Genomic DNA, 25,263 nt, shown 5'->3' on the forward strand with positions numbered 1-25,263 from the left:
CTCGATGAATGACAGCATCTACTGTGCAAACCCGATGCCAAACTCTAGTGCATTGATTTTACTGGATATGCCTTGGAGACACGGCGAAATTTCGGCAGAAAATGCCGGGCAGCCTAGAAAAGATGACCGCCCTTGGTGGCCTTGGTGCGCAAATAGCCCTGATTATGGTCGTTGGCCGGAAAGACATGCGGCACCCGTTCGGCCACCACCACGCCGTGGGCGGCCAGGGCCTCGACCTTCAGCGGATTGTTGGTCAGCAGGCGGACCCGCTCGACACCCAGCAGCCGCAGCATCTGCGCCGCCGGCAGATAGATCCGTTCGTCATCGTCGAATCCCAGCTGCAGGTTGGCATCCAGGGTATCAAGCCCGTCATCTTGCAGCTGATAGGCGCGCAGCTTGTTGACCAGGCCGATGCCCCGGCCTTCCTGCGACAGGTACAGCAAGATGCCCGAGCCGGCCTGGGCGATCTCGGCGATGGCGCCGCGCAATTGGTCGCCGCAATCGCAGCGCAGCGACCCCAACAGGTCGCCGGTGAAGCATTCGGAATGCAGGCGGGCCAGCACCGGCTGGGCGGTATCGGGCTCGCCGATGATGATGGCGAGGTGCTCGATGCCGCCATCGGCCGGCCGGAAGGCGACGATGCGGGCGTTCTCGGCATCGACCAGCGGCACGCGGGCTTCCGACACCTTGCGCAGCGAGCGGGCCGCCGTTTGCTGGTATTCCTCGATGGCGGCGACGTCGACCACCACCACGCCCGACAGCAGCAAGGCGCCGGCGGTTGGCACCGCCACCAAGGTCGCCGGCAGCAGCCGGGCCAGCTTGGCCAGCGCCACCGAGGCCGCCGGAACCGAGCCGGCGGCGACCGGCTGCATGGTCAGCTTCGTCAAATCCGGCTGGGGAACGTCGCGGGCGACCGGATCGGCCAGCCAGGCGACGGTCAGGGGGTCGATGCCGGCAGGAAGATCGACCCGGGCGGCGGGCGCCGCAACATCGTGGCCCAGCACCGCAGCGCGGCGGTTGCTGAGAATCAGGCAGGGCCGGGTGCCGGCCAGGGTGGTCAGGTGCGCCAGACTGTCGGCCGTCGCCGCCTCGGCGGCCAGGGCATAGGCCACCCGGCTGTCGGCGCCGCGAACCGCCACCACCGCACCGCGCCGCAACTCGGCCACGGCGCGATCGACGGCGATCAGCGGCGGCGGCGGCGGCTGGTTGGGACCGGGGGAGACGTCAAGCGGCTTCGTCATGGGACCTTCACGGGGCTCGGGGCTGGCACCATAGCGGTTTTCCTCCGCCGGAAAAAGGTCCGCCGCCATTCCCGCCGGCCGTCTTTCGGTTTATATCTGGGCGGATGAAGCCAACACCCCTGATCTTGCTGATCGACGACGACGCCGTGGCGCGCGACACCCTGGCGGAGGTGCTGCGAAACGCCGGACATGCGGTGACCAGCACCGACGGCACCGGTGTGCTGCCCCCGGCCGATCTGGTGGTTGCCGCGACCGCGCCGGCCGACGGCTCGCTGGCGTGGGTCGCGCTGACCAAGCCGGTGCGCGTGGCCCCGCTGCTGGCGGCGGTGACGGCGGCCCTTGCCCGGCGCCAGGCCTGCCGGGTCCGCTTCGGCGGGTGGTGCCTGGATGGCCCCGGCCGCGTGTTGGTGCACCAGGACGGGCACAGGGTCCGCCTGACCGACAAGGAGGCCGCGATCTTGAGCTTGCTGGCCAGGGCCGACGGCGCCGTCGATCGCCAAACCCTGCTGACCGAGGTGTGGGGCTATGGCCGATCGGTGACCACCCATACACTGGAAACCCATATCTACCGCCTGCGCCGAAAGATCGAGGCCGATTCCGATGGCGCCGCCTTGCTGCTGACCGAGCCGGGCGGCTATCGTCTGATCCGGACGGAGGAAGCATGAAACCGGTCAGTACCATCGCCGAATTCGAGGGCCGGGCCGGGCCTGCCGCGCGCCTGCGTGCTGGTCTGCGCCGCGCCGCCTTGGCCGGATTGTCGCTGCTGCCCGGCCGCGGGCGCCGCGCCGCCTTGCGATTCCCGTATTACCACCACGTCTTTGCCGACGAGCGGGCCGGCTTCGCCCGGCAATTGCGCTGGATGCGCCGCCACGGCGAGTTCCTGGGCTGGGACGATGCCATCGCCTTGATGCGCTCGGGCGATCCCATCGACGGGCGCTATTTCTGCCTGAGCTTCGACGACGGCTTCAGAAGCTGCGCCACCCATGCCCTGCCGATCCTGGTCGAGCACGGAGCGATGGCGGCCTTCTTCGTCGCCACCCGCTTCATCGGCACCGACCCCGAGCGCGACCGCGACCTGCTGCTGGGTTTCTATCCCGGCGAGACCCGGCTGATGGAATTCATGAGCTGGGATGATTGCCGGGCCTTGCAAGATGCCGGCATGGTGGTGGGCTCGCATACCGATCGCCATGCCCGCCTGTCGGCGCTGGACGCACGCGCGGTCGCGACCGAATTGACCGCTTCGAAGGCCCGCATCGAGGCCGAACTGGGCGGCCAATGCCGCCATTTCTGCTGCCCGTGGGGCCAGCCCGGCACGACCTTCCTGCCCGAGCGCGACCCCAGGATTGCCGAGGAATGCGGCTATTCCTCGTTCGCGACCACCGTGCGCGGACCGACCCGGTCCGGTGATTCGCCCTTCTTCATCCGCCGCGACCATACCCTGGCCAACGACCCGGACTACCAATTGCGCACCTTCCTGCTGGAGCGAGGATGAACCGCGTCTTGCGCCCCGCCACCCTGGCCGACGGAGCCGAGGCGACGGAATTGCTGCGCCGCCTTGGGCTGGTCATGCCGTCGGGCGAACAGGCCGTCGCCGCCCATTGGCGCCGCCTGTGGCTGGATAATCCGGCCTTGTCGCACGACGGCGCGGACCCCCTGCCCGGCTGGGTTCTGGAGGCCGATGGCCGCATGGTCGGCTTCTTCGCCAATTACGCCCAGACCTATTGGCAAGGCGACCAGCGCCTGACCGTGGCCATCGCCAGCCAATGGGGGGTGGAAAAACCCCATCGCGACGCCACCGGCCTGTTGTCCGACGCCTATTTCGCCCAGCCGAACGTCGATATGATCCTGGTCACCACCGGCATCAAGGCGACCGGGCGGCTGTTCCAGCGTTACGGCGGGCTGCCGGTGCCGCAGCCGGGCCTGGACCGCGTCCGCTTCTGGGTCACCGATGCCGGTGCTTTCCTGGCGGCAAGCCTGCGCAAGAAGGGCTGGCCGGGGGCCGGGCCAGCGCGCCATCTGCGCCTGCCGGTCGGCCTGACCTGGCCCGGCGCACCCCGGCGCGCCGTGACCGTGGACAGCACCGCGACCTTCGATTCCCGCTTCGACCGATTGTTCGCCGCCAAACGGCGGGAACGCCCGGACCAGCTGTTCGCCGACCGCACCGCGCCTTCCCTGGCCTGGCACGTCTTGCCCCATGCCGATCGCGACGGCTTGCGGGTCCTCGCCATCGACCGGCCGGGCGAGCTGGACGGTTATGCGATATTGATCAGGGATGATGCCAAGGCCATCGGCTTGACCCGCTGGCGGCTGGCCGACCTGCTGGTCCGCGAGGACGATCCCGCCATGGTCGCCGATCTGGTCGGCGCGGCCGTGCGCCTGGCCGCCGCCGAAGGGGCGGCTTTGCTGGAAGTGGGCGGGGTGGCCCAGCCGCTTCAGGCGACGATCATGGGGTTGGGCGGCCTGACCCGGCCGCTTCCCACCTGGCCGTGCTATTACCGGACGTGCACCGAGCAATCCGATGTTGGGGCGTGGTATCTTACCGCTTATGACGGCGACACCGTCTTGTTCTAAGGATTTTCATGCGTCTTTTCCTTTCGGCCGTGCTTGCGCATCCCACCCTGACCGGGGGACGATCCTTCGCCATCGCCGTGACCAGCCTGACCGTTATGGTGGTGCTTCCGATCCTCACGGTACCGGTGCCGCCGCTGACCGACTTCGTCAATCACCTGGCCCGCATGGGGATTCTGGCCGACATCGGGACCAATAGCGCGCTGGCCCGCACCTATGCCATCGAATGGGCGGTGATCCCCAATCTGATCATGGACGTGGTGGTGCCGCCGCTGGTCCATCACTTGGGCCTGCCGGGCGCCGGCCAAGTGTTCCTGACCATGATGGTCCTGCTGCTGGTCACCGGGCCGATGGCCATCCACCGCGCGCTGTGGGGGCGGTTCAGCCCCTGGCCGTTGCTGGCCTTCCCGCTGGTCTATAACGGCATCTTCCTGTACGGCCTGGTCAATTACCTGCTGGGCGTCGGCATCGCCCTGTGGGGGGTGGCGCTGTGGATCGCGCTTCGCGATCGCTCGGTCGCCCGGCGGGGCCTGGCCTCGGCGATCATCGTGCTGGTGCTGTTTCTGTGCCACCTGTTCGCCGTCGGCCTGTACGGCCTGACCCTGCTGGCCTTCGAGCTTTGGCGCCTGGCCCAGCGGCGAAGCACCTGGACCTGGCGCGACCTGGCCGCCTTCGCCCTGCCCTTCGTGCCGGTGATTCCGCTGATCCTGGCCAGCCCGACCCTGGGGCTGTCGAAGATGAATTTGTGGGAATCCCATGGCAAGCTGGACGGACTTTACCTGACGGTGCAGCTGTACCGCGACATGGTCGACATGGTGTTCGCCGCCATCCTGGTGGGGGCGACGGTATGGCTGGCCAAGCGCGACCTGTTGCGGCTGCATGGTGCCGGCTGGGTGCTGCTGGCCCTGGGCGGCGTGGTGTTCCTGGCGATGCCGCGTCAGTTGTTCGGTTCGTGGATCGCCGACCAGCGGCTGCCGGTGGCTTTGGTGTTCCTGACCATCGGGTTCGTTTCCCCCGAACTCAGGGGCCGGCTGTCGCGCGGCGCCTTCTATGCCTTCATCGCCGGCCTGACCCTGGCCCGGACCGTCGAGGTCCAGGCCAACTGGCTCGATCTGGCCGACATCACCGCCGACATGCGCGCCGCCGTCGGCCGGATGCCGCGCGGAGCCACCGTGCTGGTCGCCCATGCCGACGAACCGGCCGGCGGCATGGTGATGGAACAGGCGCTGAGTCACGCGCCGTCATGGGCGGTCATCGATCGCGACGCGCTGATCTCGACCATCTTCGCGGTGCCGGGCAAGCAGGTGCTGGCGATCCGTCCCGAATTCGCCGATCTGGTCGATCGCGACGACGGCGACCCGCCCACCGTCAGCCAGCTGTTGGCCTCGGTCGATGGGCCGGTGCCGGGCGCCGCCCGTTTCTGGGATGCCTGGCCCGGCCGCTATGACTTCGTCTACATCCTTTATACCCGGCCGGGTGCGGCCAACCCCGACCCCGACCATCTGCAGCCGGTGTTCGAGGGGCGCGGCTTCCAGCTTTACCGGACCATGCCCGACCGGGATTGATCCCGGCCGGGCCGCCGGATCAGGCGCCGCAGCACTTCTTGAATTTCTGGCCCGAACCGCACGGACAGGGATCGTTGCGGCCGACCTTGTTGGCGACCACCCGCTGGGGCGGGCGCGGATTCATCACACCATCGACATAGAGCCAGCGGCCCTCGACAATGCGAAACGAGCCCAGCTCGTGATGGACATAGGGCTTGCCGCCGGCGGTATAGCGAGCGACGAACTCGACATGGCCCTTCTCGCCGGTCTCGTCGATACCGCTCGAGCGGATCTCCAGACCCTGCCAGCGGGCCGCCTCGACCAGCGCCTCGGTTTCCTTGGGGTCGTAATCGACCAGCGCCTCGGGGGCCAGGGTGGTGCCAAGGTAAGCGACGTCGCCCTTGACGAAGGCGCTGTAGCGCGAGCGCATCAGGGCTTCCGGGCTGGGGGCGGGTTGGCCGGCCAGCAAAGGGGCGCAGCAATCGTCGAAGCCGCGGCCCGAGCCGCAGGGGCATGCAGAGGTCATGTGAATTCCCGGAGTTGGCGGATCAGAACTCGATCAGATTGGAAAACATGAAGATACCCAGGACGGCCGCCACATAGAAGGCGCCGCCCAGGCCGAGAAGGAACAGCACATTGCCGGCCGTGCGCAAGGGAAACATGCGCATCTCGCGGCTGACCCGCTCACCCGAGCGCTTTTCCATGCCGCCGACCACGGTGATGAAGTAGCGGTTGGAAAACAGCGGGAAGGTCAGGCGGATATTGATGGGGTGCCGACGCCAGCTGGCCGGCTTGATGGCCTGGTAAAGGGCGGCCCGCTGTTCCTCGGTGAAGCTGCGCACGACGTCGGGGGGTACCCGGTCGAGCAGCATTTCCAATCCACCATCTTCCGCCATGCCCAGCCTCCACCCCTGATGATCGGGTGCGATCCCTTGGCCGGCAGTTTAGACCCGAACCCAAGGCGGTGTCGATGGGCAGAATCGGGGGCGGATCAGCGGGTTAGCGACCGAAGATACTGTTCAACAGATCATCGATGGCGTTGCCGATGGCCCCGATCGGGCCAGACCCCGACGTGGCATTCGGCCATTCGCCGGCGGTGCCTTCGGTTCCGGCCGCGGCCGAGGGCGGCGGCTCGGGCACCGCCAGCGGGCGGGCCGGCAGGCCACGGTGGGCGGCCGTCATCACGCTTTTCCACAAGGTCGCGGGCAGGCCGCCGCCGGTGACCTTCTTCATCTCGTGGCGCTGGTCGTCGTTGCCCAGCCACACGCCGCCGACATAATCGGCGGTGAAGCCCATGAACCAGGCGTCGCGGTAATCCTGGGTGGTGCCGGTCTTGCCGGCGGCCGGCCGGTCCAGACGCGCCCCCTTGCCGGTGCCTTCGCTCAGAACCGCGCTCATCATCTCCTGCATGTGGTGGAGCGCCTGATCCGAGATGACCTTGCCGAAACCCTCGCCCTGGCGGCTCCACAGAACCTTGCCGTCGGGATCGGTCACCGCCTCGACCCCGAAGGCCTGCACGCCGTAACCGCCATTGGCGAAGGCGGCATAGGCGGTGGTCAGCTCCAGCAGATTGGTCTCGCTGGTGCCCAGCGCCAGCGACGCATCTCGTCCCAGCTCCGAAACGATGCCCAGTTTGTGCGCCAGATTGATCACGCGGCCGGGGCCGACCTCTTCGATCAGGCGGACCGCGACGGTGTTGGTGCTTTGCGCGAAGGCCCGGCGCAAGGTCACCGGCCCCTCGAACTTGCCGTTGTAATTGCCCGGCTTCCAGTTGCCCAGCTTGATGGGAGCGTCGTCGAAGGTGTCCGACGGCGTCAGCCCTTGTTCCATCGCCGCCAGATAGACGAACGGCTTGAACGACGAGCCGGGCTGGCGCTGCGCCTGGGTGGCGCGGTTGAACTGGCTGTCGTCATAGTCGCGCCCGCCCACCAGGGCGCGCACCGCGCCGTCGGGGGCCATCACCACCACCGCGCCCTGGGTGGCGGCGGCCTTGGCGCCGGGGCCATCCAGCAGGGCCTTCAAATCGGCCTCGGCTTTGCGTTGCAGCCCCAGATCCAAGGTGGTGTGCACCACGATGTCACGCCCTTGCACGTCGCCCATCTCGGACAGGTGGCTCATCACCCAATCGGCGAAATAGCGCCCGGTCGGCACCGGCCGCTTGACCGCGCGCGCCGCCCCGGTCAGGGCGGCCAGGTCGGCGTCGCGCCGTTCGATGAAACCGGCCTCGACCATGTTGGACAGCACGTCCAGGGTCCGTTTGTGGCTGGCCTCGGGGTCGTTCAGCGGCGAATAGCGGCTGGGCGCCTTCAACAGGCCGGCCAGCACCGCCGATTGGTAAAGATCCAGCCGGCTGGCCGAGACGTCGAAATAGCGCTTGGCGGCGGCGTCGACCCCGAAGGTCCCCGAACCGAGATAGACCCGGTTCAGGTAGATGGTCAGGATCTGCTCCTTGGTGAAGCGCCGTTCCAGCCACAGGGCCATCAGCAATTCCTGGACCTTGCGCTTGAGGGTGCGGTCCGGCGTCAGGAACAGGTTCTTGGCCAATTGCTGGGTGATGGTCGAGCCGCCCTGCACCACCCGGCCGGCCCGGGCATTGGTGAATGCGGCGCGCGCCAGACCCCATGCATCCAGGCCGAAATGGCGATAGAAGCGGCGGTCCTCGGTGGCGATCACCGCCTGGGCGATGGTCGGCGCCATTTCCGCCAGTTCCAGCGGCCGGCCATAGACGTCGCCGAAGGTGGCGAAGGTCTCGCCGTTGGCCGATTGGAACACCACCGCCGGACGGCGGGTGGTGGTGGTCATGCCGTCGATGTCGGGCAGATCCATGGCGTACCACGCCACCAGGCCCGCGACCCCGACCCCGACCCAGATCGCCGCCGTCACCCCCCACAGCACCAGCCGCTTGAGCCACGCATGCTTCGGCCGGCCGCCGCCCGATTTGCGCGGGCGCTTGGGCGCGGCCGGCTTGCGCGGCGGCGGCGGCGCGGCGGCGGGTCCGTCGGCGCTGGACACCAGCCGGTCGGACGGATCAAGGGTCAGGGTCGGCGGGCGCGGGCGCTTGTCGTTGGCCATGACGCGGTTCTACCCCCTGGCACGCCGGGACGGAAGGGGTTAAACTTGCAGCCCTTGGCATTCTTTAGCCGGCATTTTCGAGGACGATCATGGAAACCCTGGCGGTCACCATTCCCACCGAGTTGAAGGAACGCCTGGAGAAGCTCGCCGCGGAAACCGGCAAGAGCCTGGACGAGTGCCTGACCCTGGCGGTGGCCGAATTCGTTGCCAATTGGGAGATCCATCTGGGCGACATGCACCAGATCGACGAGCACGAAGCCCGCGCCGTCCTGAAGGCGGCCAACGACTGAACCGTTACAGCTCGAGGATCAACGGCCGGAAGTTCTCATTCTCGGGGGCGCCGCGCTGGCGGCTGACGATGCGGGTCGGGCCTTCGACGTAATCGCAATCCCAATGGGAATGGCCGTGCACCCACAGATCCGGGCCGTGCGCGGCGATGATGTCGTCCAACCCCGACACCGAGCAGGTGGTCGGCACGTGATCGGGGCGCGGCGCCTTCAGGCCCTTGGCCGACGGCAGATGATGGGTGACCACCAGGGTCGGGCCGTCATGGGGCCGGGCCAGTTCGGCCCGCAGAAAGGCCGCCGAGGTTTGGTTCCACGCCAGCACCTGCGAAGCGGTCAGCGTCACGCCGTTGGCGCCGCGACCGTTCTTGTAGTCCGGCATGCCGGACTGCGCCCTTTCCATCGTCCCGGCAACGTCGCCGGTCAGGGCGTAATCGGTCCACAGGGTGCAGCCCAGCACCCGCAGAGTGCGGCCATCGATGCGAAATTCGGCGGTTTCATCTTGCAGGAAGCGTAAACCCGCAACCCGGCCGGTGAGGCGGCGCAGCTCGGCGATGGGGTCGGCGCCGGCGACATGGTGCCAATATTCGCGGTTGCCGGCGACATAGACCGCCGGGTGAGCCCGCAGATGGTCGGCGATCCACAAGGCGCCCTCGACGCCCCAGCCGATATCGCCGGCCAGGACCACCAGGTCGGCCTCGATCGGCGGCATGGTCCACGGGCCCTTTTCGACGTGCAGGTCGGACAAAATGGCAAGGCGGATGGTCATGTCCGCACATTAGAGGAAAATAATAAGCCCGTCACCCGCTTGTTAGGGTTGGCGGGTCGCCCGCTCATAGGCCTCGGCCCGCTCGCGCAGGGCATCGGGAATGGGGATGGCCTTGGCCTGCCTGAAGTCGGTGATGCACACCACGTACTTGGCGGCGAAGTGCTGATCGCCGGTCGGTCCATGCCCGTCGATCAAGAAGGTGATCGAGGCGCTGCCCAGGCGTTCGATGCGCACCGACACCGTCAGTTCAAGGTCGGGGGCCATCGGGCGGATGAAGTCGCATTCGACATGCACCATCGGCGAGCCGGTGCCCGAGGCGATCATCTGCATCCATGCCGAGCCCAGGATGTCGCGGTACCACCCTTCCAGCGTCTCGTTGCAATAGTCGAAGACTCGGGGGGTATAAAGGATGCCGGCGGGATCGCAATCGCCCCAGGCGACGCGGTGCTGACGGACGTACAGGGACATGACCGGCCTCGGCTTAAATTGGTACCAGGATACCGATTATGGCCGGCGGGGCTTTGGCAATCAAGCCTGGGCCGGCCTGGCTTCCCACGGAAACACCACCCAGGTCGATTGGGGCAGCGCCGCCAGCGCGGTATCCAGGGTATCGGCCCCGGCCGGCTTGGCGTAGATGGCCGCCAGATGCGCCCCGGGCAGCATGGCGCGGATGGCCCGCGCGGTGGCGCCGCTATCGACCAGATCGTCGATGACCAGCCAGCCGGTCCCGTCACCCGAGACGGCCTTCAGCACGTCCAGCTCGCCCTGGGCGCGGTCGTCGTAGCTGGACACGCACACCGTCTCGATCAGACGCAGATCCAGCTCGGTGGCGATGATCGCCGCCGGGATCATGCCGCCGCGGGTCACGGCGAAAATTCCGGCGAACGGTCCCTTGGCGCGCAGCATTTCGGCCAGCGCCACCGCGTCGCGGTGCAATTGGTCCCAGGTCAGGGTCAGGGTGGTCGCATTCATGGCTCGGTGTGCCACGAATGGCCCGGCAATGGCAAGCTCTGGACGGGACAGAATGGTTGACGCAATATTGAGCGGCCGAACACCCGCAGAGCGGATCCCTTCTGAATGCTCAATACGCCCATGTCCCGGCGCGGCATGGTGGTGGCACCGCACCACTTGGCCGCCCAGGCCGGCCTTGCCATCCTGCGCGAGGGCGGTAACGCCATCGAGGCCGCCATCGCCGCCGCTGCCGCCTCGGCCGTCGTCTATCCGCACATGAACGGATTGGGCGGAGACGGCTTTTGGCTGATCGCCGAACCGGGCAAGCCGCCGGTCTCGATCGACGGCTCGGGGGCCGCCGGCGGCAAGGTCGATGCCGATCTTTACCGCGGCCATCGCCTGAAGGCGGTGCCGCTGCGCGGACCCTTGGCGGCGGCAACGGTGGCCGGCGCGGTGTCGGGCTGGCAGCTGGCCCTGGACGTCTCGGCCCATTGGGGCGGCGGCATGGGCCTGGACCGCCTGTTCGAGGATGCCGTCCACCTGGCCCGCGACGGCTTTGCCGTCACCCGCCACCAGGTCGATTCGCTGGCCCGCAACCTGTCGGTCTTGCGCAAATCTCCGGGATTTTCGGCGACGTTTCTGAACCGGAATAAACCCCTGCCGGTCGGTGCCATCCACACCCAGCCCCGTCTGGCCGAGACTTTCGAGCGCCTGGCCGAGGTGGGGCTGGACGATTTCTATCGCGGCGACATCGCCCGCGCCCTGGCCGAGGATCTGAAGGCCGCCGGCTCGCCCCTGAAGGCCGAGGATCTGGCCCGCCACCGCGGCATGCGCCGCCGGCCCTTGTCCTTGGGCCTACCGGCCGGCACGGTTTTCACCACCGCGCCGCCGACGCAAGGGCTGGCGACCTTGATCCTGCTGGGCGTGTTCCAGCGCCTGGGCATCAGCCAGCCCGACAGTTTCGCCTGGGTGCATGGCCTGGCCGAGGCGACCAAGCTGGCCTATCGGGTGCGCAACGCCCACCTGACCGACCCGCACCGCATGTCGGTGCACGCCACCACCTATCTGACCGATCACCTGCTCGACCGCATGGCCGGCGAGATCGATCCGGCCCGCGCCGCCCACTGGCCGCACCCGGCCCAAGACGCCGACACCGCCTGGATCGGCGTGATCGACGGCCAGGGTCGCGCCGTCAGCTATATCCAAAGCCTGTTCCACGCCTTCGGCTCGGGGGTGGTGTCACCCTCCACCGGCATCGTCTGGCACAACCGGGCCAGTTCCTTCGCCCTGGACCCAGCCCATCGCAACGCCCTGGAGCCCCGGCGCAAGCCGCTGCACACCCTGGCCCCGGCGCTGGCACGCCTGAAGGACGGCCGCACCCTGGTGTGGGGGTGCATGGGCGGCGACGCCCAGCCGCAGGTGGTGTCGCAGATCTTCACCCGCGCCATCTTGCTGGGCCAGGACCTGCAAGAAGCGGTGTCGGCGCCGCGCTTCGCCCTGGGCCGCGGCCTGGACGGGCGCATCGCCAGCGATTTGAAGCTGGAAGCCCGCTTTTCGCCCCAGGTGGTCGAGGCCCTTGCCGCCGCCGGCCACCAGATCACCGAAGTCGCCCCCTTCGACCCGGCGCTGGGTCAGGCCGGGGCCCTGTTGCGCCATGCCGGCGGCACCATCGAAGGGGCCGCCGATCCCCGGTCGGACGGCGCCGCCGCCGGCTGGTAGTTCATATCGATAGGAAAATGAAAATGGCTGAGATCATGATGTTGCCGGTGGCCCCCTATGAAGTGAACGGCCGCAATATCTTCGACACCGGGATTTCCACCGTCGGGCGCGGCGGCCACGACTATTTCTGCGCCCATTGCGGTCGTCAGATGGTCCACAACATGGATCTTTCGAAGATCGAAGCCGAGATTCTTTACAAGTGCAGCTGCGGCGGCCTGAACGTCCCGCCGCCGGTCGAATAAACCGGGCTCAGCGCGGCCGATTGTCGGCGATGCGGTGAAAGTTGGCGACCAGGCTTTGCAGCTGGCGTTTCAGGACGCCGGTAACGTGGTCGGACACCGCGTCATGCAGCCTTCGACACAAATCCTGGTCCTTGGGCGGCATCAGGGTCGGATCGGCCAGGGCCATGGCCCAATCGGGGAAATGCCGCTCGGCGATCTGGTCGTTGATCAGCACGAACATGTTGCGGTGGCGGGGGTCGTCCTTGATCGCCGCCAGGGTCTCGGCCACCTGGGCCTCGGGCCCTTCCAGATATTGCAGGAACATCCCCTCGTGATACATCAGCACGCCGGTGATGCCGCGTTTGGGATTGTTGGCCACCGACACCCGCAGAATCTTGGCCAGATCCTCGGGCGAGAGGTCCATGGTGGCGTGGCTGATATAAAGAGTTCCGATCATAGTGCCAGTATAACTCGCGCCAGGGGATCGGTAAAGCGTAAATCGGTATTTGAATGCCGGTTTAAACGTCGCCCTATGGCACGGTGAATTGCCAGCCGAACCAGCGCCAGCGGCCATCCAGCGACGGCGCCGTGCAGTTCAGACGGCCCCGGCCTTGCGGGATCGGCTTGCTCATGCGCACCTCGATGCGTTCCCCCAGGCGTTCGGTCGCGGCGCGGCCATCATGCGAGGTATAGCAGGCCAGATGGTCGAGGCCGGGAACGTCTCCCTCGAGGGTGAAGCCGAAGGGCGGCGGATTGACCGTCAGCTTGGGGTCGGCCGGGCTGACATCGACGGCCGGAAGCGGCAGCGAGCGGGCGGCCAGGCGAAAGCGCTCCGGCTCGCCATAGGTCTCGTTCAACGGAAAGCGCGGCAGGAACCAGCGATCCGCCTTGGCCCAGAGCGGTCCGGAATGCTGGCCGAAAGCGGCCTTGAAGCCGGCCTGGCGGATGATGGCCGCCGCCTCCAGGCTCATCTCGCCATAGGGCCAGGCGAACAGATCGGGCGCCCTCCCCAATTCGGCACCGAAACGAGCCTTGGAACGAGCCAAATCCTCGGCGACGCTGGCGGCCGACAGCGCCGGCAGATGGGGATGGCCGGCGCCTTGGCTGCCGATGGTGACCAGACCCGAGGCCACCATCTCGCGCAGGCGGTCCCATCCCATGTAATCGCTGCCGCCACGATCGGTTTCGTCGGTGACGACGAACACCGTGAAGGGCAGGCCGGCCTCCTGCAGGCGGGGCCAGGCATGTTCCCAGACGGTGTACCAGGCGTCGTCGATGGTCAGCGCCACCGCCTTGTCGGGCAGCGGCCGGCCGTTGGTCAGGGCATCGACGATGTCGGGCAGCGGCAGCACCCGGTAGCCGCCGTTCTTCAGCTCGGCGATGTGCGCTTCCAGCTGATCCAGACGGGTGTTGGCGTTGGGGAATCGACTGTCGCCGAAGCGGTGGTAGGTGAATACCACCGCCGAATCCGCCGCCCCGGCCGCGCTTGTCGCAACCGTCAGCAGCGCCGCCAGCGCCCATGTCAAAGCCCGAACCCGCATCGCCCTCTACCCTCGACCCGCCCCTGCCCCTACATTGAAAGGCGACCGACTCTTCCCTTTGTACGACAGGAGCTTGCCGATGACTACCCCGGCCGACACCGACCTGCTGAACCAGATGTTCCTGAACGGCCGCACCCACAATCGCTGGCGGGACCAGGCGGTCACCGACGACCAGCTTCGCCGCGCCTGGGATCTGGCACGGATGGGGCCGACCTCGGCCAATTGCCAGCCGCTCAGGGTGGTGTTCGTCCGATCAGTCGCCGCCAAGGAAACGCTGCGCCCGGCCCTGGCACCCGGCAACCTGGACAAGACCATGTCCGCCCCGGTCACCGCCATCCTGGCCCAGGACATGGCCTTTTACGACAAGCTGCCAGCCCTGTTCCCCCATGCCGACGCCAAATCGTGGTTCGCAGGCAACGATGCCCTGATCCAGGCCACCGCTTTTCGCAACGCCACGCTTCAGGCCGGATATTTCATCCTGGCGCTGCGCGCGGTCGGGTTGGATTGCGGGCCGATGAGCGGCTTCGACAATGCCCAGATCGATGCCGCCTTCCTGGCCGGCACGACGTGGCGGTCGAATTTCCTGCTCAATATCGGCCATGGTGACCCGGCGGGCCTGTATCCGCGTGGACCGCGGCTGGATTTCGCCGAGGCCTGCCGGGTCGAATGAACCCAAATCCGAACCACCCTTCGGATTTGGTATGATCCCTATTTCTCGCCCGACAGCCGCGACAGAATGTCGTCAAGCTGTTCCAGGCTGCCATATTCGACGGTCAGTTCGCCGCCCTTGCCCTGCGGGGTGATGCGCACCCGGCAGCCCAGCATCTCGGTCAGGTCGCGTTCCAGGGCGGCGGTGTCGGCATCCTTGGCCGAAGCCTTGGACGGCCGGCCGCCGGCCGATTTCGGCTTGGCGCCGGCCCCGGCCAGCTTCTCGGTCTGGCGGACGTTCAAGGCGCGATCGACCACCTGGCGGGCCAGTCCGGCCGGATCGGCCGAGGTCAGCAGGGCGCGGGCGTGGCCGGCGGTGATGCGGCCCTCTTCCAGCAGGGTCTTAACGCTGTCCGGCAGGGCCAGCAGGCGCATCATGTTGGCGACATGGCTGCGCGACTTGCCGACCGCCTTGGCCAGCTCTTCCTGGGTGTGGTTGAACTCGTCCACCAGGCGGCGATAGCCGTCGGCCTCTTCCAGCGCGGTCAGGTCCTGGCGCTGCAGGTTCTCGACCAGGGCGACCTCCAGGGCCTCCTTGTCGGTAAACTCGCGGATGATCACCGGGACTTCGTGCAATTGCGCCCGCTGCGCCGCCCGCCAGCGCCGCTCGCCGGCGATGATCTCGTACGCGCCCTGATAGGGCCGCACCAGGATCGGCTGCAGCACGCCCTTCGAGCGCACCGATTCCACCAGGTCGGCGATGGCCGCCTCGTCGAATTGCCGGCGCGGCTGGAACTTGCCGGGCTTCAGCTCGCCGATCGGCAGGGTGCGCAAGCCCGCCGGCTTGGCGGTTCCGGCCAGGGCCTGGCCGTCCAGAACGGCCGCCGCCGCCGCCACCGCCGAATCGCCCAACAGCGCGGACAGGCCGCGGCCCAGATTGCGTCGCTTTTCCTCAGCCACGTTCCTTACGCCCCCTTCGTCGCGCGCCGCTCGCGCTTCAGCATTTCCGCGGCGAGATGGATATAAGCTTCCGAACCGGCGCATTTGTGATCGTAGATCAGCACCGGCTTGCCGTGGCTCGGCGCCTCGGAAATGCGCACGTTGCGCGGGATCACCGTGTCATAGACCTTGTCGCCGAAGAACGCGCGCACGTCGGCCGCCACCTGTTCGGTCAGGTTGTTGCGCTTGTCGAACATGGTCAACACGATGCCCTGCAATTCCAGCCCGGGATTGAAGCCCTGGCGGATCGCCTCGATGGTCTTGACCAAATGCGAGATGCCTTCCAGGGCGAAGAACTCGCACTGCAGCGGCACCAGCACCGCATGGGCCGCCACCAGGGCGTTCAGGGTCAACAGGTTCAGGGATGGCGGGCAATCGATCAGCACGTAATCCCAGCCGGCCACCGCCGGCTTCAAGGCCTCGGCCAGCCGGACCTCGCGCCGGGCCATTTCCACCAGCTCGATCTCGGCACCCGACAGATCGATGCCCGACGGCACCACCGACAGGCCGGGGATCTCGGTCTCGCGCACCGCCTCGGCCAGTTTCGCCTCGCCGATCAGGACGTGATAGGAATTGATCGCCCGGTCGGCCCGATCGACGCCTAGGCCGGTGCTGGCATTGCCCTGGGGGTCCAGGTCGATCATCAGCACCTTCTTGCGGGTCGCCACCATGGCGGTCGCCAGGTTGATGGCGGTGGTGGTCTTGCCGACCCCGCCCTTCTGGTTGGCGATGGCGATAATGCGGGCGGCGTTGCTAACGCTCTGCTCGACCACGGCGGACCTCTCTCAAGTGAAGGATGGAGCTGGCCGGATCGGTCAGGGAAGTGACCCGGTCGAGCGAGAATATCCATTCTTTGGCGGCCTGGGTCAATTCGTCTTCCGCCGCCCTGCCCTTCAGGAACAGACATTCGCCGCCCGGCCCCAGATGCGGCTGGGCCCAGGACAGCAGTTTTTCCAAGGGCGCCAGGGCCCTGGCGGTCACCAGATCGGCCGCCAGGGGTGCCACCTGTTCGATACGGGCATTATGGATGGTCAGCTTGGTGGCGGTGACCCGGGCGGCCTCGCGCAGGAAGGCGCATTTGCGCCCGTCGCTTTCGATCAGATGGACGTCGGGCACCCCCAGGATGGCCAGGATCAGGCCGGGAAAGCCGGCCCCCGACCCCATGTCGACAAGTCTGTGGACGGATTGGGGAAGAAGCGGGAAAAGCTGGGCGGAATCGAGGAAATGCCGCTGCCACAGGCTGGGGATGGTTTCCGGCCCGACAAGATTGATCCGCGCCTGCCATTTGACCAGTAGATCGGCATAGATTTGCAGCCGCTCGCCAGTTTCACGTGAAACAGCGATGTCGGCCAGACACTGCTCCATTCCATAGGGGGTCTGTTTCACGTGAAACACCAAATGCTGTTCATGCCGCCCCTCGCCGTTTCACATGCCCCAGCAGCGCCGAAATCGCCGCCGGGGTCACCCCGGGAATGCGAGCCGCCGCCGCCAGGCTGGCCGGCCGGGCCGCCGCCAGCTTCTGCCGCACCTCGTTGGACAGCGAGCCAACCTGGGCATAATCCAGATCGGCCGGCAGTTCCAGCCCCTCGTCGCGGCGATAGGCGCGGATGTCGGCTTCCTGCCGATCCAGATAGCCGCGATACTTGCCCTCGATTTCCAATTGTTCGGCGCTGGCCGGATCGATGGCGCCCAGCTCGGGCCACAGCAACGCCAACCGGGCAAGCGTCATGTCGGGGTAGCCCAGCAGGTCCCAGGCCGAGCGCGCCACCCCGTCCTGATTGACGGCGAAACCGGCCCGGGCCAGCACGGTCGGGCTGGCCGACAATCGGTCCAGCACCGCGCGCCCCGCCGTCAGCCCGGCCAGCCGGTGGGCAAAGGCCTGGCGGCGCTCGGGTCCGACGCTGCCCATGGCCTCGCCGATCGGGGTCAGGCGCAAATCGGCATTGTCCGAGCGCAGCAGCAGCCGATACTCGGCGCGCGAGGTGAACATTCGGTAGGGCTCGCTGGTGCCCAGCCGCACCAGATCGTCGATCATCACCCCGATATAGGCGTCGGCACGGTCCAGGATCAGCGGCGCCGACCCGGCCACCCGGCGGGCGGCGTTGAGGCCGGCGACCAAGCCTTGCGCCCCGGCCTCCTCGTAGCCGGTAGTGCCGTTGATCTGGCCAGCGAGGAAAAGGCCCGGCACCGACCGCACCGCCAACGAGCGATCCAAGGCGCGCGGATCGACGAAATCATATTCGATGGCATAGCCCGGCCGCAGGATGGTCACCCGCTCGAGGCCGGCCATGGTGCGGATCATCGCGTCCTGCACCTCGGCCGGCAGCGAGGTCGAGATGCCGTTGGGATAGACGGTCGGATCGTCCAGCCCCTCGGGCTCGAGGAAGATCTGGTGGCGGTCCTTGTCGGCGAAGCGGACGATCTTGTCCTCGATCGACGGGCAATAGCGCGGGCCGACAGACTGGATACGACCGGAATACATCGCCGAGCGATGCAGGTTGGCAATGATCACCCCGTGGGTGGCGGCGTTGGTATAGGTGATGCCGCAGCGGACCTGCGGCTGGGTGATGGCGGTCGTCAGGGTCGAGAACGGCACCGGCGGATCGTCGCCGGCCTGCATGTCCAGCCCGGCCCAATCGATGGTGCGGCCGTCCAGCCGGGCCGGGGTCCCGGTCTTCAGCCGGGCCAACGGCAGGCCCAGCCGCTTCAAGGCTCGCGACAGACCGTAATTGGGGGCGTCACCGACCCGGCCGGCGGCCCAGGTCCGCTCGCCGCAATGGATCAGGCCGGACAGGAAGGTGCCGGTGGTCACCACCACCGCTCCCGCCGCGATGGTGCGACCGTCGGCCAGCACCAGGCCGGTCACCGTGCCATCGGTCACCACCAGATCGTCGGCCGCCCCTTGCACCAGCCGCAAATTCTCCTGGGCCTCCAGCAGAGACCGCATGGCCTGGCGGTACAGCTTGCGGTCGGCCTGGGCGCGCGGCCCCTGCACCGCCGGCCCCTTCGAGCGATTGAGGATGCGGAACTGGATGCCGCCTTGGTCGATGGCCCGGCCCATCAAGCCGTCCAGCGCGTCGATCTCGCGCACCAGCTGGCCCTTGGCCAGGCCGCCGATGGCCGGGTTGCAGCTCATCTCGCCCAGGGTATCCAGGCGCTGGGTCAGCAAGATGGTGTCGGCGCCGGTGCGCGCCGCCGCCGCCGCCGCCTCGCATCCGGCGTGACCCCCGCCGATCACCACCACGTCGGCCGTCAGAAGCCCATCTCGTTTCACGTGAAACACCTACTTGCCGATACAGAACTCGCCAAACACCACATCCAGCACGTCCTCGACATCGACCCGGCCGCTGATCCGTCCGATGGCGCCGGCCGCCGCCCGTACTTCCTCGGCGGCCAGTTCCAGCCCCAGCCCCGGGTCGAAGCGGTCGAGTGCGCCCAAGGCCTCGGTCGCCGCCGCCCGGTGGCGGGCCCGGGTCAGGGCCGGCGCCTGGGTCAGGGCGAAGCGGGACGCCACCTCGCCGGTCAACCGCTCCAGCAACTCATCCAGACCGGTGCCGGTGCGGGCCGATAGCATGATCGGGGCGGCGCCGTCGATGGAAAAAGACTCGCTGCCCGGCTGATCGGCCTTGTTGGCCACCACCAGCGAATCCTCGCCCAGCAGGGCCAGGGTGGCGGCATCGGCCGGTCGGCCGGCATCGAACACCAGCAATTTCAGGTCGGCCGCCTCGGCCTTGACCAAAGCGCGGCGGATGCCCTCGGCCTCGATATCCTCGGCCGCCTCGCGCAGGCCGGCCGTATCGGCCAGCACCACCGGCCAGCCGGCCAGATCCAGATGCACCTCGATGACGTCGCGGGTGGTGCCAGCGGTGGCCGAGACGATGGCCACCTCGCGCCCGGCGATGCGGTTCAGCAGACTGGACTTGCCGGCATTGGGGGCACCCAGGATGGCGACATGGATGCCGTCGCGCAGCCGCTCGTGCCGCACGCCCTCGGCCAGATGGCCGCGCAGCTCGGCCGCCAGTTGGGCCACCACCTGGGCCGCCTGCTCGGTCACGCCGTCGGGCAGATCCTCGTCGGAAAAATCGATGCAGGCTTCCAACAGCGCCAGGGCGCGGATCAGATCGGCCCGCCAGCCCTCGGCCAGCCGGTCCAGCCCGCCATCCAGTTGCAGCAGGGCCTGGCGCCGCTGCGCCGCCGTCTCGGCATCGACCAGATCGGCGATGGCCTCGGCCCGGGTCAGGTCCAGCTTGCCGTTCAGGAAGGCGCGTTTGGAAAACTCGCCCGGCTCGGCCGGACGCAGGCCCAGCTCGACCAAAGCCTGGGCCAGAGCGGCGGCGACGGCGCGGCCGCCATGCAGGTGCAGCTCGCAGACATCCTCGCCGGTGAAGCTGGCCGGCCCGGGAAACCACAGGGCCAGGCCGTCATCGATCACCTCGCCGCCATGGGTGGGCCGCACCCGCACCGCCTTGCGGGCCGGCGGCAACGAACCGGTCAGGCGGGCCAGGGCCGGGCCGGCCAGCGGCCCGGACAGCCGGAACACCGCGACGCCGCCCCGTCCCGGTGCGCTGGCGAGGGCAAAAATAGTGGGGGCAAAAATAGTCTGGGTCATCTGCCCTGTTCGGGCGTCAGCATCAGCCGCTCGACCCGACCGCCGCCGACCAGGTGGGTTTCAAGGATCTCGTCGATGTCGGCATGGGTCTTGAAGCCGTACCAGATGCCGTCGGGATAGACCACCAGCACCGGCCCCAGGCCGCAGCGATCCAGGCAGCCGGCGGAATTGATCCGCACGTCCTTCAGGCCGGCTTCCTTGGCCTTGGCCTTCAGATAGTCGCGCAGGGATTCCGAGCCGTGACCGGCGCAGCTGCCGCGCGGCGTGCCGTCGGGCCGGCGATTGGTGCAGACGAAGACGTGCAGGCTGAAATAGGGGGCGGGATCGGTGGGGCGGCTCACTCTTTCTTCCCCCCGCGGCCGGCATTGGCGAACTGCGCCCAGAACATCTTCTGCAGCTGCTCCATGCCCTGCACCCCGGCTGGCAGCCAGGTCTTCAGCATCACTTCCGGCTCCATGGCGTGCAGGCTGGAGGTCATCCGCTCCTGGATCTGAGCCATCAGCGCGTCCTGCATCGGGCGGACGTCGGGTAGGCCCAGGAAGGTCCGCGCCTCTTCCGGTGTGCAGTCGATATCGACGGTGATCTTCATCTTGCCATCCCTTACGGCTTGCCAAACGGGCGTCGCATACCAAACTAAGCCTTCACACCCGCCTTCGCAACGCCACACCGAACCCGGATATCCCCCATGACCAACCGCCTTGCCGGCGAGACCAGCCCCTATCTGCTGCAGCACCAGGACAATCCGGTGGATTGGTGGCCGTGGGGGCCCGAGGCCCTGGCCGAGGCCAAGGCGCAAGGAAAGCCGATCCTGCTATCGATCGGCTATGCCGCCTGCCATTGGTGCCACGTCATGGCCCATGAAAGCTTCGAGGACCCGACCATCGCCGAACAGGTCAACCGGGACTTCATCGCCATCAAGATCGACCGCGAGGAACGGCCCGATCTTGATTCCATCTATCAGCAGGCGCTGGGGCTGATGGGCCAACATGGCGGCTGGCCGCTGACCATGTTCTGCACCCCCGCGGCCGAGCCCTTTTGGGGCGGCACCTATTTCCCGCCGACGCCGCGTTGGGGCCGGCCCAGCTTCCCCGAGGTGCTGGGTGCGGTGTCGCGGTCGTGGGACCTGACCCAGGAAAGGGTGTTCGAGAATGTCGCCACCTTGAAGGCCGGCCTGGCCCGCGCCGCCCACTCGCCGGGTCCGGGCACGCTGAGCCTGGATCTGCTCGACCGGTCGGCCCGGGCCATCCTGCGCATGGTCGATACCGAACATGGCGGCATCGGCGGCGCGCCCAAGTTCCCCCAGCCCGGCCTGTTCGACTTCCTGTGGCGCTCGGCCCGGCGCACCGGCGATAGCGCCATGAAGAATGCCGTGCTGCTGACCCTGGACCGCATCTGCCAAGGCGGCATCTACGACCATCTGGGCGGCGGCTTCATGCGCTATTCCACCGACGACATCTGGCTGGTGCCCCATTTCGAGAAGATGCTGTACGACAACGCCCAGCTGGTGTCGCTGCTGACCCTGCTGTGGCAGGAGACCGGCGATCCGCTGTGGCGCGACCGGGTCGCCGAGACCATCGGCTGGCTGCTGGCCGAGATGCTGGCCGAGGGCGATGCCTTCGCCGCCACCCTGGATGCCGATTCCGAAGGGCATGAAGGCCGCTTCTATGTCTGGCAGGCCGCCGAGATCGATTCCTTGCTGGATGCCGAGACCAATCGCTGGTTCCGCCAGGCCTATGGCATCACCCAGCATGGCAATTGGGAGGGGACGACCATCCTCAACCGCTCCGGCCCGCAGCCCGAGGGGGCCGAGGATTTGCTGGCCCGGGCCCGGCCGATCCTGAAGGCCGCCCGCGACCAGCGGGTCTGGCCCGGCCGCGACGACAAGGTGCTGGCCGACTGGAACGGGCTGATGATCGCAGCCCTGGCCGAGGCGGCCTTCGTCTTCGACCAGCCTGGCTGGCTGGATGCGGCCCGGCGCGCCTTCGAGACGGTGCGGACCCGCATGGCCCTGCCCGGCGACCGTTTGGCCCATTCGCTGCGCCTGGACCGGCTGTCCGATGTCGGCCTGCTCGATGATCTGGCGACCATGGGGCTAGCCGCCTTGGCACTGTATCAAACCACCGGCGAGAGCCCTTATCTGCGTGAGGCCGCTGCCTGGGCCGAGGCGGCGCAGACCCATCATTGGGACCAAAGCGACGGCGGATTCTTCCAGACCGCCACCGATGCCCGCGATCTGATGGTCCGCCCCAAGCCGGTCCATGATTCGGCGGTGCCGTCGGCCAACGGATTGATGGCCCAATTGCTGGCCAAGCTGTGGCTGCTGACCGGCGAGACCCGCTGGCGCGACCGCGCCGATGCCACCATCGCCGCCTTCTCAGGCCTCGACATCGACCATCACCCCAACATCACCGCCCTGCTGACCGCCTTCGATCTGCTGGCCGATTCGGTCCAGGTGGTGATCACCGAGGGTGCCGGCGCCCACGCGCTGGAACGCGCCGTCGCCGCGATCGCCCTGCCCAACCGGATCCTGCTGCGGACCGGCGGCACCGATCCTCTGCCCGATCATCACCCGGCCTTCGGCAAACTGCCGATCGACGGCCGGGCCGCCGCCTATGTTTGCCGGGGCTCGACCTGTTCCGCCCCGATCACCGACCCGGCCGCCTTGCGCGCAGCCCTTGCTTCACGTTAGGCTGGATTATGACCCAGATCACCACCAACAGCCCGGTCGGCCCGCTGACCATCTTCGCCCATGACGGCGCCATCGTCGCCGTCGAATGGGGCTGGCCGCCGGAAACCGACGAAGCCCCCGGCGCCCTTTTGGAAGAGGCCCGCGCCCAGATCGAGGCCTATTTCGACGGCCGCTTGACCCGGTTCGACCTGCCGCTGGCGCCACATGGCACCGCCTTTCAGAAGAAGGTGTGGGCGGCCATCGCCGCCATTCCCTTCGGAAGCGCGCGGACCTATGGCGACCTGGCCCGCGAATTGGGCACCGCGGCCCGCGCCCTGGGTGGTGCCTGCGGGCGCAATCCCATCCCGATCCTGATCCCCTGTCACCGGGTGCTGGGCGGCAATGGCGGCCTGGGCGGTTATTCCGGCATGGACGGGATCGATACCAAACGGTTCCTGCTGCGACACGAAGGGGTGCTGGTATGAGCAAGGCGATCCGCATCCACCAGACCGGTGGACCCGAAGCGATGGTGTTCGAGGATGTGGCGGTGCCCGCCCCGGCCGCCGGCGAGGTCTTGCTGCGCCAAGGCGCGGTCGGGGTCAATTACATCGACGTCTATCATCGCACCGGGCTTTATCCGGCGCCGCTTCCGTGCGCCCTGGGCCTGGAAGGCGCCGGCACCGTCGAAGCAATCGGCGACGGCGTGACCGACTTTCGGCCCGGCGACCGCGTCGCCTATGCCAACCCGCCGATCGGCGCCTATGCCGAGCGCCGGGTCATCCCCGCCCACCGCCTGGTCAAGCTGCCGGACTCGATTTCCGAGACCCAGGCCGCCGGCATGATGCTGAAGGGCATGACCGCCCAATATCTGCTGCGCCGGACCTATCGGGTGCAAAAGGGCGACACCATCCTGGTCCATGCCGCCGCCGGGGGCGTCGGCCTGTTGCTGTGCCAATGGGCCGATCATCTGGGCGCCACCGTGATCGGCACCGTCGGCAGCCCGGAAAAGGCCGAACTGGCCAAGGCCCATGGCTGCCACCATCCGATCCTTTACCGCGACACCGATTTCGTCGCCGCCGTGCGCGAGATCACCCAGGGGACAGGCGTGCAGGTGGTCTATGATTCGGTGGGAATCGACACCTTCGAACGCTCGCTCGACTGCATCAAGCCGCTGGGCATGATGGTCAGCTTCGGCCAAAGCTCGGGCAAGGTGGCCCCGTTGGATACCGGCATCCTGGCGGCCAAGGGCTCGCTGTTCCTGACCCGGCCGACCTTGATGACCTATACCGCCGCCCGCGCCGATCTGGTTTCCATGGCGACCGAGTTGTTCGAGGTCGTGCAATCCGGTGCGGTCAAGGTCGAGATCAGCCGAACCTATCCCTTGGCCGAGGCGGCACAAGCCCACTGCGACCTGGAAGCCCGCCGTACAACGGGGTCTCTGGTTCTTCTGCCCTGAAGGGCATATAATCGCTCGGATGTGTGTGCGTAACGGCTCGCGTCCGGGGACCAGGTATGACCAAGGCTAAGCGGAATTTTCTGGTGTGGTCGGTGACCGTCAGCTGCATCGCCTGGATGGCGGTGGTCGGCTGGCTGCTGTTCGTCATGATGCCGGCATCGGTGGAACATCACAGCTCGGCGGCGGTCAAGGACCGCATGGCGACCCAGTGCCAGGGCAGTTTCAAGGATCGCTATGAGTGCAAGGAAGCGATCATCGTCGAATCCGGCCGCGACACCTTCTGGACCATGGCCGGCCGGTTCCTGGCGGTGGTGGTGCCGCCGATGCTGCTGAGCGCCTGGCTGTCGTCCTATCTCAAGCGCAACCCGATCCGCCTGCATGCGCGCCACATTGATGAGGGCGGCGACTGGAAGTCGCGGGCACAGATGCACACCAAGGCTCCGACCCCGCCACCCGGTCATGCTGGCGGCTTCGAACCCGACGAAGAGATGCCGCAAAAGTCCTATAGCCTGGACGATATCGCCCCGGTCGATGATTGGAAGACCCGGGCGCAAAACAAGACCAGGCACCCGCCGAAATAAAAAGGCTCTATTCGTGAATCGTATTGACGGTCACGCCCCCATGGCGGCGGCGAGGCAATATCGCGCGGTCGGGTCCGGATGAAGGCCGATGAGGTGGAACCAGCGCAGGTAGCTGTCGAGGTAGCGGGTGGCGATACCGCGGCGAGCGCGAAGGAAATCCTTGAGGCGGGAGTGGCGGTTGTTGACGGTCTGGATGTGGAGTTCGCCACGGACACGCTCACCGGCCGACTGGTTGAGTGCCTCGTGGCTGACGCCGAGAGCGGCGGCGCACGGCGGATAGCTGTTGTTGCCGTCGGTGACCAACAGCGCGTCCTTATCCAGCACCGGCGCCAGGACCGCGCGGATGGCGTCGGCTGTGATCGCTGGCAACACCGCGCTGATCGTCGCGCCGG

The 25,263-nt window shown here is 67.6% G+C and carries 29 protein-coding genes; 12 read left to right on the plus strand and 17 right to left on the minus strand.

What is annotated here, in order from left to right; genetic code table 11:
- Nucleotides 1-113: 113 nt before the first annotated feature.
- Nucleotides 114-1,241, minus strand: a complete 1,128-nt coding sequence (ribA, locus tag A6A05_RS07325; protein ID WP_068499002.1) for a GTP cyclohydrolase II — start codon at nt 1,239-1,241, stop codon at nt 114-116.
- 104 nt (nt 1,242-1,345) lie between these two features.
- On the opposite strand from ribA, the gene A6A05_RS07330 reads away from it, so the two are divergent.
- The 4 genes from A6A05_RS07330 to A6A05_RS07345 are packed head-to-tail and all read left to right on the plus strand — an operon-like array spanning nt 1,346 to nt 5,374.
- Complete coding sequence (locus A6A05_RS07330; RefSeq protein WP_068498948.1) at nt 1,346-1,906, plus strand: winged helix-turn-helix transcriptional regulator; 561 nt, start codon at nt 1,346-1,348, stop codon at nt 1,904-1,906.
- Nucleotides 1,903-2,733, plus strand: coding sequence for a polysaccharide deacetylase family protein (locus A6A05_RS07335; RefSeq protein WP_068498950.1), 831 nt, complete (start codon nt 1,903-1,905; stop codon nt 2,731-2,733). Before A6A05_RS07330 ends, A6A05_RS07335 begins: the two co-directional genes overlap by 4 nt.
- Nucleotides 2,730-3,812 carry a hypothetical protein gene (locus tag A6A05_RS07340; protein WP_068498952.1) on the plus strand — a complete coding sequence of 361 codons (1,083 nt, stop codon included), beginning with the start codon at nt 2,730-2,732 and terminating at the stop codon, nt 3,810-3,812. The genes A6A05_RS07335 and A6A05_RS07340 overlap by 4 nt, the downstream gene beginning before the upstream one ends.
- A gap of 8 nt (nt 3,813-3,820) precedes the next feature.
- A complete protein-coding gene (locus A6A05_RS07345) occupies nt 3,821-5,374 on the plus strand; it encodes a hypothetical protein (protein WP_068498955.1) in 1,554 nt (517 codons plus the stop codon).
- Between the two features lie 19 nt (nt 5,375-5,393).
- Here the strand turns inward: A6A05_RS07345 and A6A05_RS07350 are convergent, their stop codons facing one another.
- From A6A05_RS07350 to A6A05_RS07360, 3 genes are all read right to left on the minus strand, one after another.
- On the minus strand, nt 5,394-5,879 hold the full coding sequence (locus A6A05_RS07350) for a YchJ family protein (protein WP_068498956.1): 486 nt from the start codon (nt 5,877-5,879) through the stop codon (nt 5,394-5,396).
- Between the two features lie 22 nt (nt 5,880-5,901).
- Nucleotides 5,902-6,249, minus strand: coding sequence for a hypothetical protein (locus tag A6A05_RS07355; RefSeq protein WP_068498958.1), 348 nt, complete (start codon nt 6,247-6,249; stop codon nt 5,902-5,904).
- Nucleotides 6,250-6,352: 103 nt separating this feature from the next.
- Nucleotides 6,353-8,425 carry a transglycosylase domain-containing protein gene (locus A6A05_RS07360; protein WP_068498959.1) on the minus strand — a complete coding sequence of 691 codons (2,073 nt, stop codon included), beginning with the start codon at nt 8,423-8,425 and terminating at the stop codon, nt 6,353-6,355.
- Between the two features lie 89 nt (nt 8,426-8,514).
- On the opposite strand from A6A05_RS07360, the gene A6A05_RS07365 reads away from it, so the two are divergent.
- A complete protein-coding gene (locus A6A05_RS07365) occupies nt 8,515-8,715 on the plus strand; it encodes a hypothetical protein (protein WP_068498961.1) in 201 nt (66 codons plus the stop codon).
- 4 nt (nt 8,716-8,719) lie between these two features.
- Here the strand turns inward: A6A05_RS07365 and A6A05_RS07370 are convergent, their stop codons facing one another.
- Genes A6A05_RS07370 through gpt form a run of 3 tightly spaced genes read right to left on the minus strand, consistent with a single transcriptional unit; the run spans nt 8,720 to nt 10,450 of the window.
- On the minus strand, nt 8,720-9,478 hold the full coding sequence (locus A6A05_RS07370) for a metallophosphoesterase (protein WP_068498963.1): 759 nt from the start codon (nt 9,476-9,478) through the stop codon (nt 8,720-8,722).
- Between the two features lie 42 nt (nt 9,479-9,520).
- Complete coding sequence (locus A6A05_RS07375; RefSeq protein WP_068498965.1) at nt 9,521-9,946, minus strand: acyl-CoA thioesterase; 426 nt, start codon at nt 9,944-9,946, stop codon at nt 9,521-9,523.
- Nucleotides 9,947-10,006: 60 nt separating this feature from the next.
- A complete protein-coding gene (gene gpt / locus A6A05_RS07380) occupies nt 10,007-10,450 on the minus strand; it encodes a xanthine phosphoribosyltransferase (RefSeq protein ID WP_068498967.1) in 444 nt (147 codons plus the stop codon).
- Between the two features lie 105 nt (nt 10,451-10,555).
- On the opposite strand from gpt, the gene A6A05_RS07385 reads away from it, so the two are divergent.
- Complete coding sequence (locus tag A6A05_RS07385; RefSeq protein ID WP_068498969.1) at nt 10,556-12,148, plus strand: gamma-glutamyltransferase family protein; 1,593 nt, start codon at nt 10,556-10,558, stop codon at nt 12,146-12,148.
- A gap of 23 nt (nt 12,149-12,171) precedes the next feature.
- A complete protein-coding gene (locus A6A05_RS07390; RefSeq protein ID WP_068499006.1) occupies nt 12,172-12,390 on the plus strand; it encodes a hypothetical protein in 219 nt (72 codons plus the stop codon).
- A 7-nt stretch (nt 12,391-12,397) separates the two neighbouring features.
- Here A6A05_RS07390 and A6A05_RS07395 read toward each other — a convergent pair whose 3' ends face one another.
- Together A6A05_RS07395 and A6A05_RS07400 are read right to left on the minus strand one after the other, a co-directional pair.
- On the minus strand, nt 12,398-12,826 hold the full coding sequence (locus tag A6A05_RS07395; protein ID WP_068498971.1) for a BLUF domain-containing protein: 429 nt from the start codon (nt 12,824-12,826) through the stop codon (nt 12,398-12,400).
- Nucleotides 12,827-12,899: 73 nt separating this feature from the next.
- Nucleotides 12,900-13,910: a polysaccharide deacetylase family protein gene (locus tag A6A05_RS07400; protein ID WP_068498974.1), complete on the minus strand. Its 1,011-nt coding sequence runs from the start codon at nt 13,908-13,910 to the stop codon at nt 12,900-12,902.
- Nucleotides 13,911-13,989: 79 nt separating this feature from the next.
- Here A6A05_RS07400 and A6A05_RS07405 point away from each other — a divergent pair, with 79 nt between their 5' ends.
- On the plus strand, nt 13,990-14,580 hold the full coding sequence (locus tag A6A05_RS07405) for a malonic semialdehyde reductase (protein WP_068498975.1): 591 nt from the start codon (nt 13,990-13,992) through the stop codon (nt 14,578-14,580).
- Nucleotides 14,581-14,618: 38 nt separating this feature from the next.
- On the opposite strand, the gene A6A05_RS07410 is transcribed toward A6A05_RS07405, so the two are convergent.
- The 7 genes from A6A05_RS07410 to A6A05_RS07440 are packed head-to-tail and all read right to left on the minus strand — an operon-like array spanning nt 14,619 to nt 20,755.
- A complete protein-coding gene (locus tag A6A05_RS07410; protein ID WP_068498978.1) occupies nt 14,619-15,518 on the minus strand; it encodes a ParB/RepB/Spo0J family partition protein in 900 nt (299 codons plus the stop codon).
- Between the two features lie 5 nt (nt 15,519-15,523).
- On the minus strand, nt 15,524-16,330 hold the full coding sequence (locus A6A05_RS07415; protein ID WP_068498980.1) for a ParA family protein: 807 nt from the start codon (nt 16,328-16,330) through the stop codon (nt 15,524-15,526).
- A complete protein-coding gene (gene rsmG, locus A6A05_RS07420) occupies nt 16,311-16,922 on the minus strand; it encodes a 16S rRNA (guanine(527)-N(7))-methyltransferase RsmG (RefSeq protein WP_068498982.1) in 612 nt (203 codons plus the stop codon). Before rsmG ends, A6A05_RS07415 begins: the two co-directional genes overlap by 20 nt.
- A 40-nt stretch (nt 16,923-16,962) precedes the next feature.
- Nucleotides 16,963-18,831 carry a tRNA uridine-5-carboxymethylaminomethyl(34) synthesis enzyme MnmG gene (gene mnmG, locus A6A05_RS20730; RefSeq protein ID WP_245644222.1) on the minus strand — a complete coding sequence of 623 codons (1,869 nt, stop codon included), beginning with the start codon at nt 18,829-18,831 and terminating at the stop codon, nt 16,963-16,965.
- 9 nt (nt 18,832-18,840) lie between these two features.
- Nucleotides 18,841-20,166, minus strand: coding sequence for a tRNA uridine-5-carboxymethylaminomethyl(34) synthesis GTPase MnmE (gene mnmE, locus A6A05_RS20735; protein WP_068498984.1), 1,326 nt, complete (start codon nt 20,164-20,166; stop codon nt 18,841-18,843).
- Nucleotides 20,163-20,507: a (2Fe-2S) ferredoxin domain-containing protein gene (locus tag A6A05_RS07435; protein ID WP_068498986.1), complete on the minus strand. Its 345-nt coding sequence runs from the start codon at nt 20,505-20,507 to the stop codon at nt 20,163-20,165. The genes mnmE and A6A05_RS07435 overlap by 4 nt, the downstream gene beginning before the upstream one ends.
- The gene (locus A6A05_RS07440) at nt 20,504-20,755 is read right to left on the minus strand and encodes a DUF6489 family protein (RefSeq protein WP_068498988.1); all 252 of its coding nucleotides are present in this window, start codon (nt 20,753-20,755) and stop codon (nt 20,504-20,506) included. Before A6A05_RS07440 ends, A6A05_RS07435 begins: the two co-directional genes overlap by 4 nt.
- Before the next feature lie 96 nt (nt 20,756-20,851).
- Here A6A05_RS07440 and A6A05_RS07445 point away from each other — a divergent pair, with 96 nt between their 5' ends.
- Genes A6A05_RS07445 through A6A05_RS07460 form a run of 4 tightly spaced genes read left to right on the plus strand, consistent with a single transcriptional unit; the run spans nt 20,852 to nt 24,871 of the window.
- Complete coding sequence (locus tag A6A05_RS07445) at nt 20,852-22,855, plus strand: thioredoxin domain-containing protein (RefSeq protein WP_068498989.1); 2,004 nt, start codon at nt 20,852-20,854, stop codon at nt 22,853-22,855.
- An 8-nt stretch (nt 22,856-22,863) separates the two neighbouring features.
- Complete coding sequence (locus A6A05_RS07450) at nt 22,864-23,319, plus strand: methylated-DNA--[protein]-cysteine S-methyltransferase (RefSeq protein ID WP_068498991.1); 456 nt, start codon at nt 22,864-22,866, stop codon at nt 23,317-23,319.
- Nucleotides 23,316-24,290 (plus strand): quinone oxidoreductase family protein, encoded by a 975-nt coding sequence (locus A6A05_RS07455; RefSeq protein WP_068498993.1) that lies wholly within the window; start codon nt 23,316-23,318, stop codon nt 24,288-24,290. Before A6A05_RS07450 ends, A6A05_RS07455 begins: the two co-directional genes overlap by 4 nt.
- A gap of 56 nt (nt 24,291-24,346) precedes the next feature.
- Entirely contained in the window at nt 24,347-24,871 is a 525-nt protein-coding gene (locus A6A05_RS07460; protein WP_068498996.1) for a hypothetical protein, read from the plus strand.
- 30 nt (nt 24,872-24,901) lie between these two features.
- Here the strand turns inward: A6A05_RS07460 and A6A05_RS07465 are convergent.
- A partial coding sequence (locus A6A05_RS07465) for an IS1595 family transposase (protein WP_156520946.1) occupies nt 24,902-25,263 on the minus strand: 362 nt, incomplete at its 5' end.

The organism is Magnetospirillum moscoviense (assembly GCF_001650635.1).
GTDB classification, from domain to species: Bacteria; Pseudomonadota; Alphaproteobacteria; order Rhodospirillales; family Magnetospirillaceae; genus Magnetospirillum; species Magnetospirillum moscoviense.

Coding starts and splice junctions, on each gene's coding strand:
- A6A05_RS07345 (WP_068498955.1), top strand. CDS start 3,821: ATGCGTCTTTTCCTTTCGGCCGTGCTTGCGCATCCCACCCTGACCGGG.
- A6A05_RS07405 (WP_068498975.1), top strand. CDS start 13,990: ATGACTACCCCGGCCGACACCGACCTGCTGAACCAGATGTTCCTGAAC.
- gpt (WP_068498967.1), bottom strand. CDS start 10,450: ATGAATGCGACCACCCTGACCCTGACCTGGGACCAATTGCACCGCGAC.
- A6A05_RS07350 (WP_068498956.1), bottom strand. CDS start 5,879: ATGACCTCTGCATGCCCCTGCGGCTCGGGCCGCGGCTTCGACGATTGC.
- A6A05_RS07375 (WP_068498965.1), bottom strand. CDS start 9,946: ATGTCCCTGTACGTCCGTCAGCACCGCGTCGCCTGGGGCGATTGCGAT.
- A6A05_RS07355 (WP_068498958.1), bottom strand. CDS start 6,249: ATGGCGGAAGATGGTGGATTGGAAATGCTGCTCGACCGGGTACCCCCC.
- rsmG (WP_068498982.1), bottom strand. CDS start 16,922: ATGGAGCAGTGTCTGGCCGACATCGCTGTTTCACGTGAAACTGGCGAG.
- A6A05_RS07455 (WP_068498993.1), top strand. CDS start 23,316: ATGAGCAAGGCGATCCGCATCCACCAGACCGGTGGACCCGAAGCGATG.
- ribA (WP_068499002.1), bottom strand. CDS start 1,241: ATGACGAAGCCGCTTGACGTCTCCCCCGGTCCCAACCAGCCGCCGCCG.
- A6A05_RS07330 (WP_068498948.1), top strand. CDS start 1,346: ATGAAGCCAACACCCCTGATCTTGCTGATCGACGACGACGCCGTGGCG.
- A6A05_RS07390 (WP_068499006.1), top strand. CDS start 12,172: ATGGCTGAGATCATGATGTTGCCGGTGGCCCCCTATGAAGTGAACGGC.
- A6A05_RS07360 (WP_068498959.1), bottom strand. CDS start 8,425: ATGGCCAACGACAAGCGCCCGCGCCCGCCGACCCTGACCCTTGATCCG.
- A6A05_RS07385 (WP_068498969.1), top strand. CDS start 10,556: ATGCTCAATACGCCCATGTCCCGGCGCGGCATGGTGGTGGCACCGCAC.
- A6A05_RS07400 (WP_068498974.1), bottom strand. CDS start 13,910: ATGCGGGTTCGGGCTTTGACATGGGCGCTGGCGGCGCTGCTGACGGTT.
- A6A05_RS07335 (WP_068498950.1), top strand. CDS start 1,903: ATGAAACCGGTCAGTACCATCGCCGAATTCGAGGGCCGGGCCGGGCCT.
- A6A05_RS07440 (WP_068498988.1), bottom strand. CDS start 20,755: ATGAAGATCACCGTCGATATCGACTGCACACCGGAAGAGGCGCGGACC.
- A6A05_RS07340 (WP_068498952.1), top strand. CDS start 2,730: ATGAACCGCGTCTTGCGCCCCGCCACCCTGGCCGACGGAGCCGAGGCG.
- A6A05_RS07460 (WP_068498996.1), top strand. CDS start 24,347: ATGACCAAGGCTAAGCGGAATTTTCTGGTGTGGTCGGTGACCGTCAGC.
- A6A05_RS07450 (WP_068498991.1), top strand. CDS start 22,864: ATGACCCAGATCACCACCAACAGCCCGGTCGGCCCGCTGACCATCTTC.
- A6A05_RS07395 (WP_068498971.1), bottom strand. CDS start 12,826: ATGATCGGAACTCTTTATATCAGCCACGCCACCATGGACCTCTCGCCC.
- A6A05_RS07365 (WP_068498961.1), top strand. CDS start 8,515: ATGGAAACCCTGGCGGTCACCATTCCCACCGAGTTGAAGGAACGCCTG.
- mnmE (WP_068498984.1), bottom strand. CDS start 20,166: ATGACCCAGACTATTTTTGCCCCCACTATTTTTGCCCTCGCCAGCGCA.
- A6A05_RS07370 (WP_068498963.1), bottom strand. CDS start 9,478: ATGACCATCCGCCTTGCCATTTTGTCCGACCTGCACGTCGAAAAGGGC.
- A6A05_RS07445 (WP_068498989.1), top strand. CDS start 20,852: ATGACCAACCGCCTTGCCGGCGAGACCAGCCCCTATCTGCTGCAGCAC.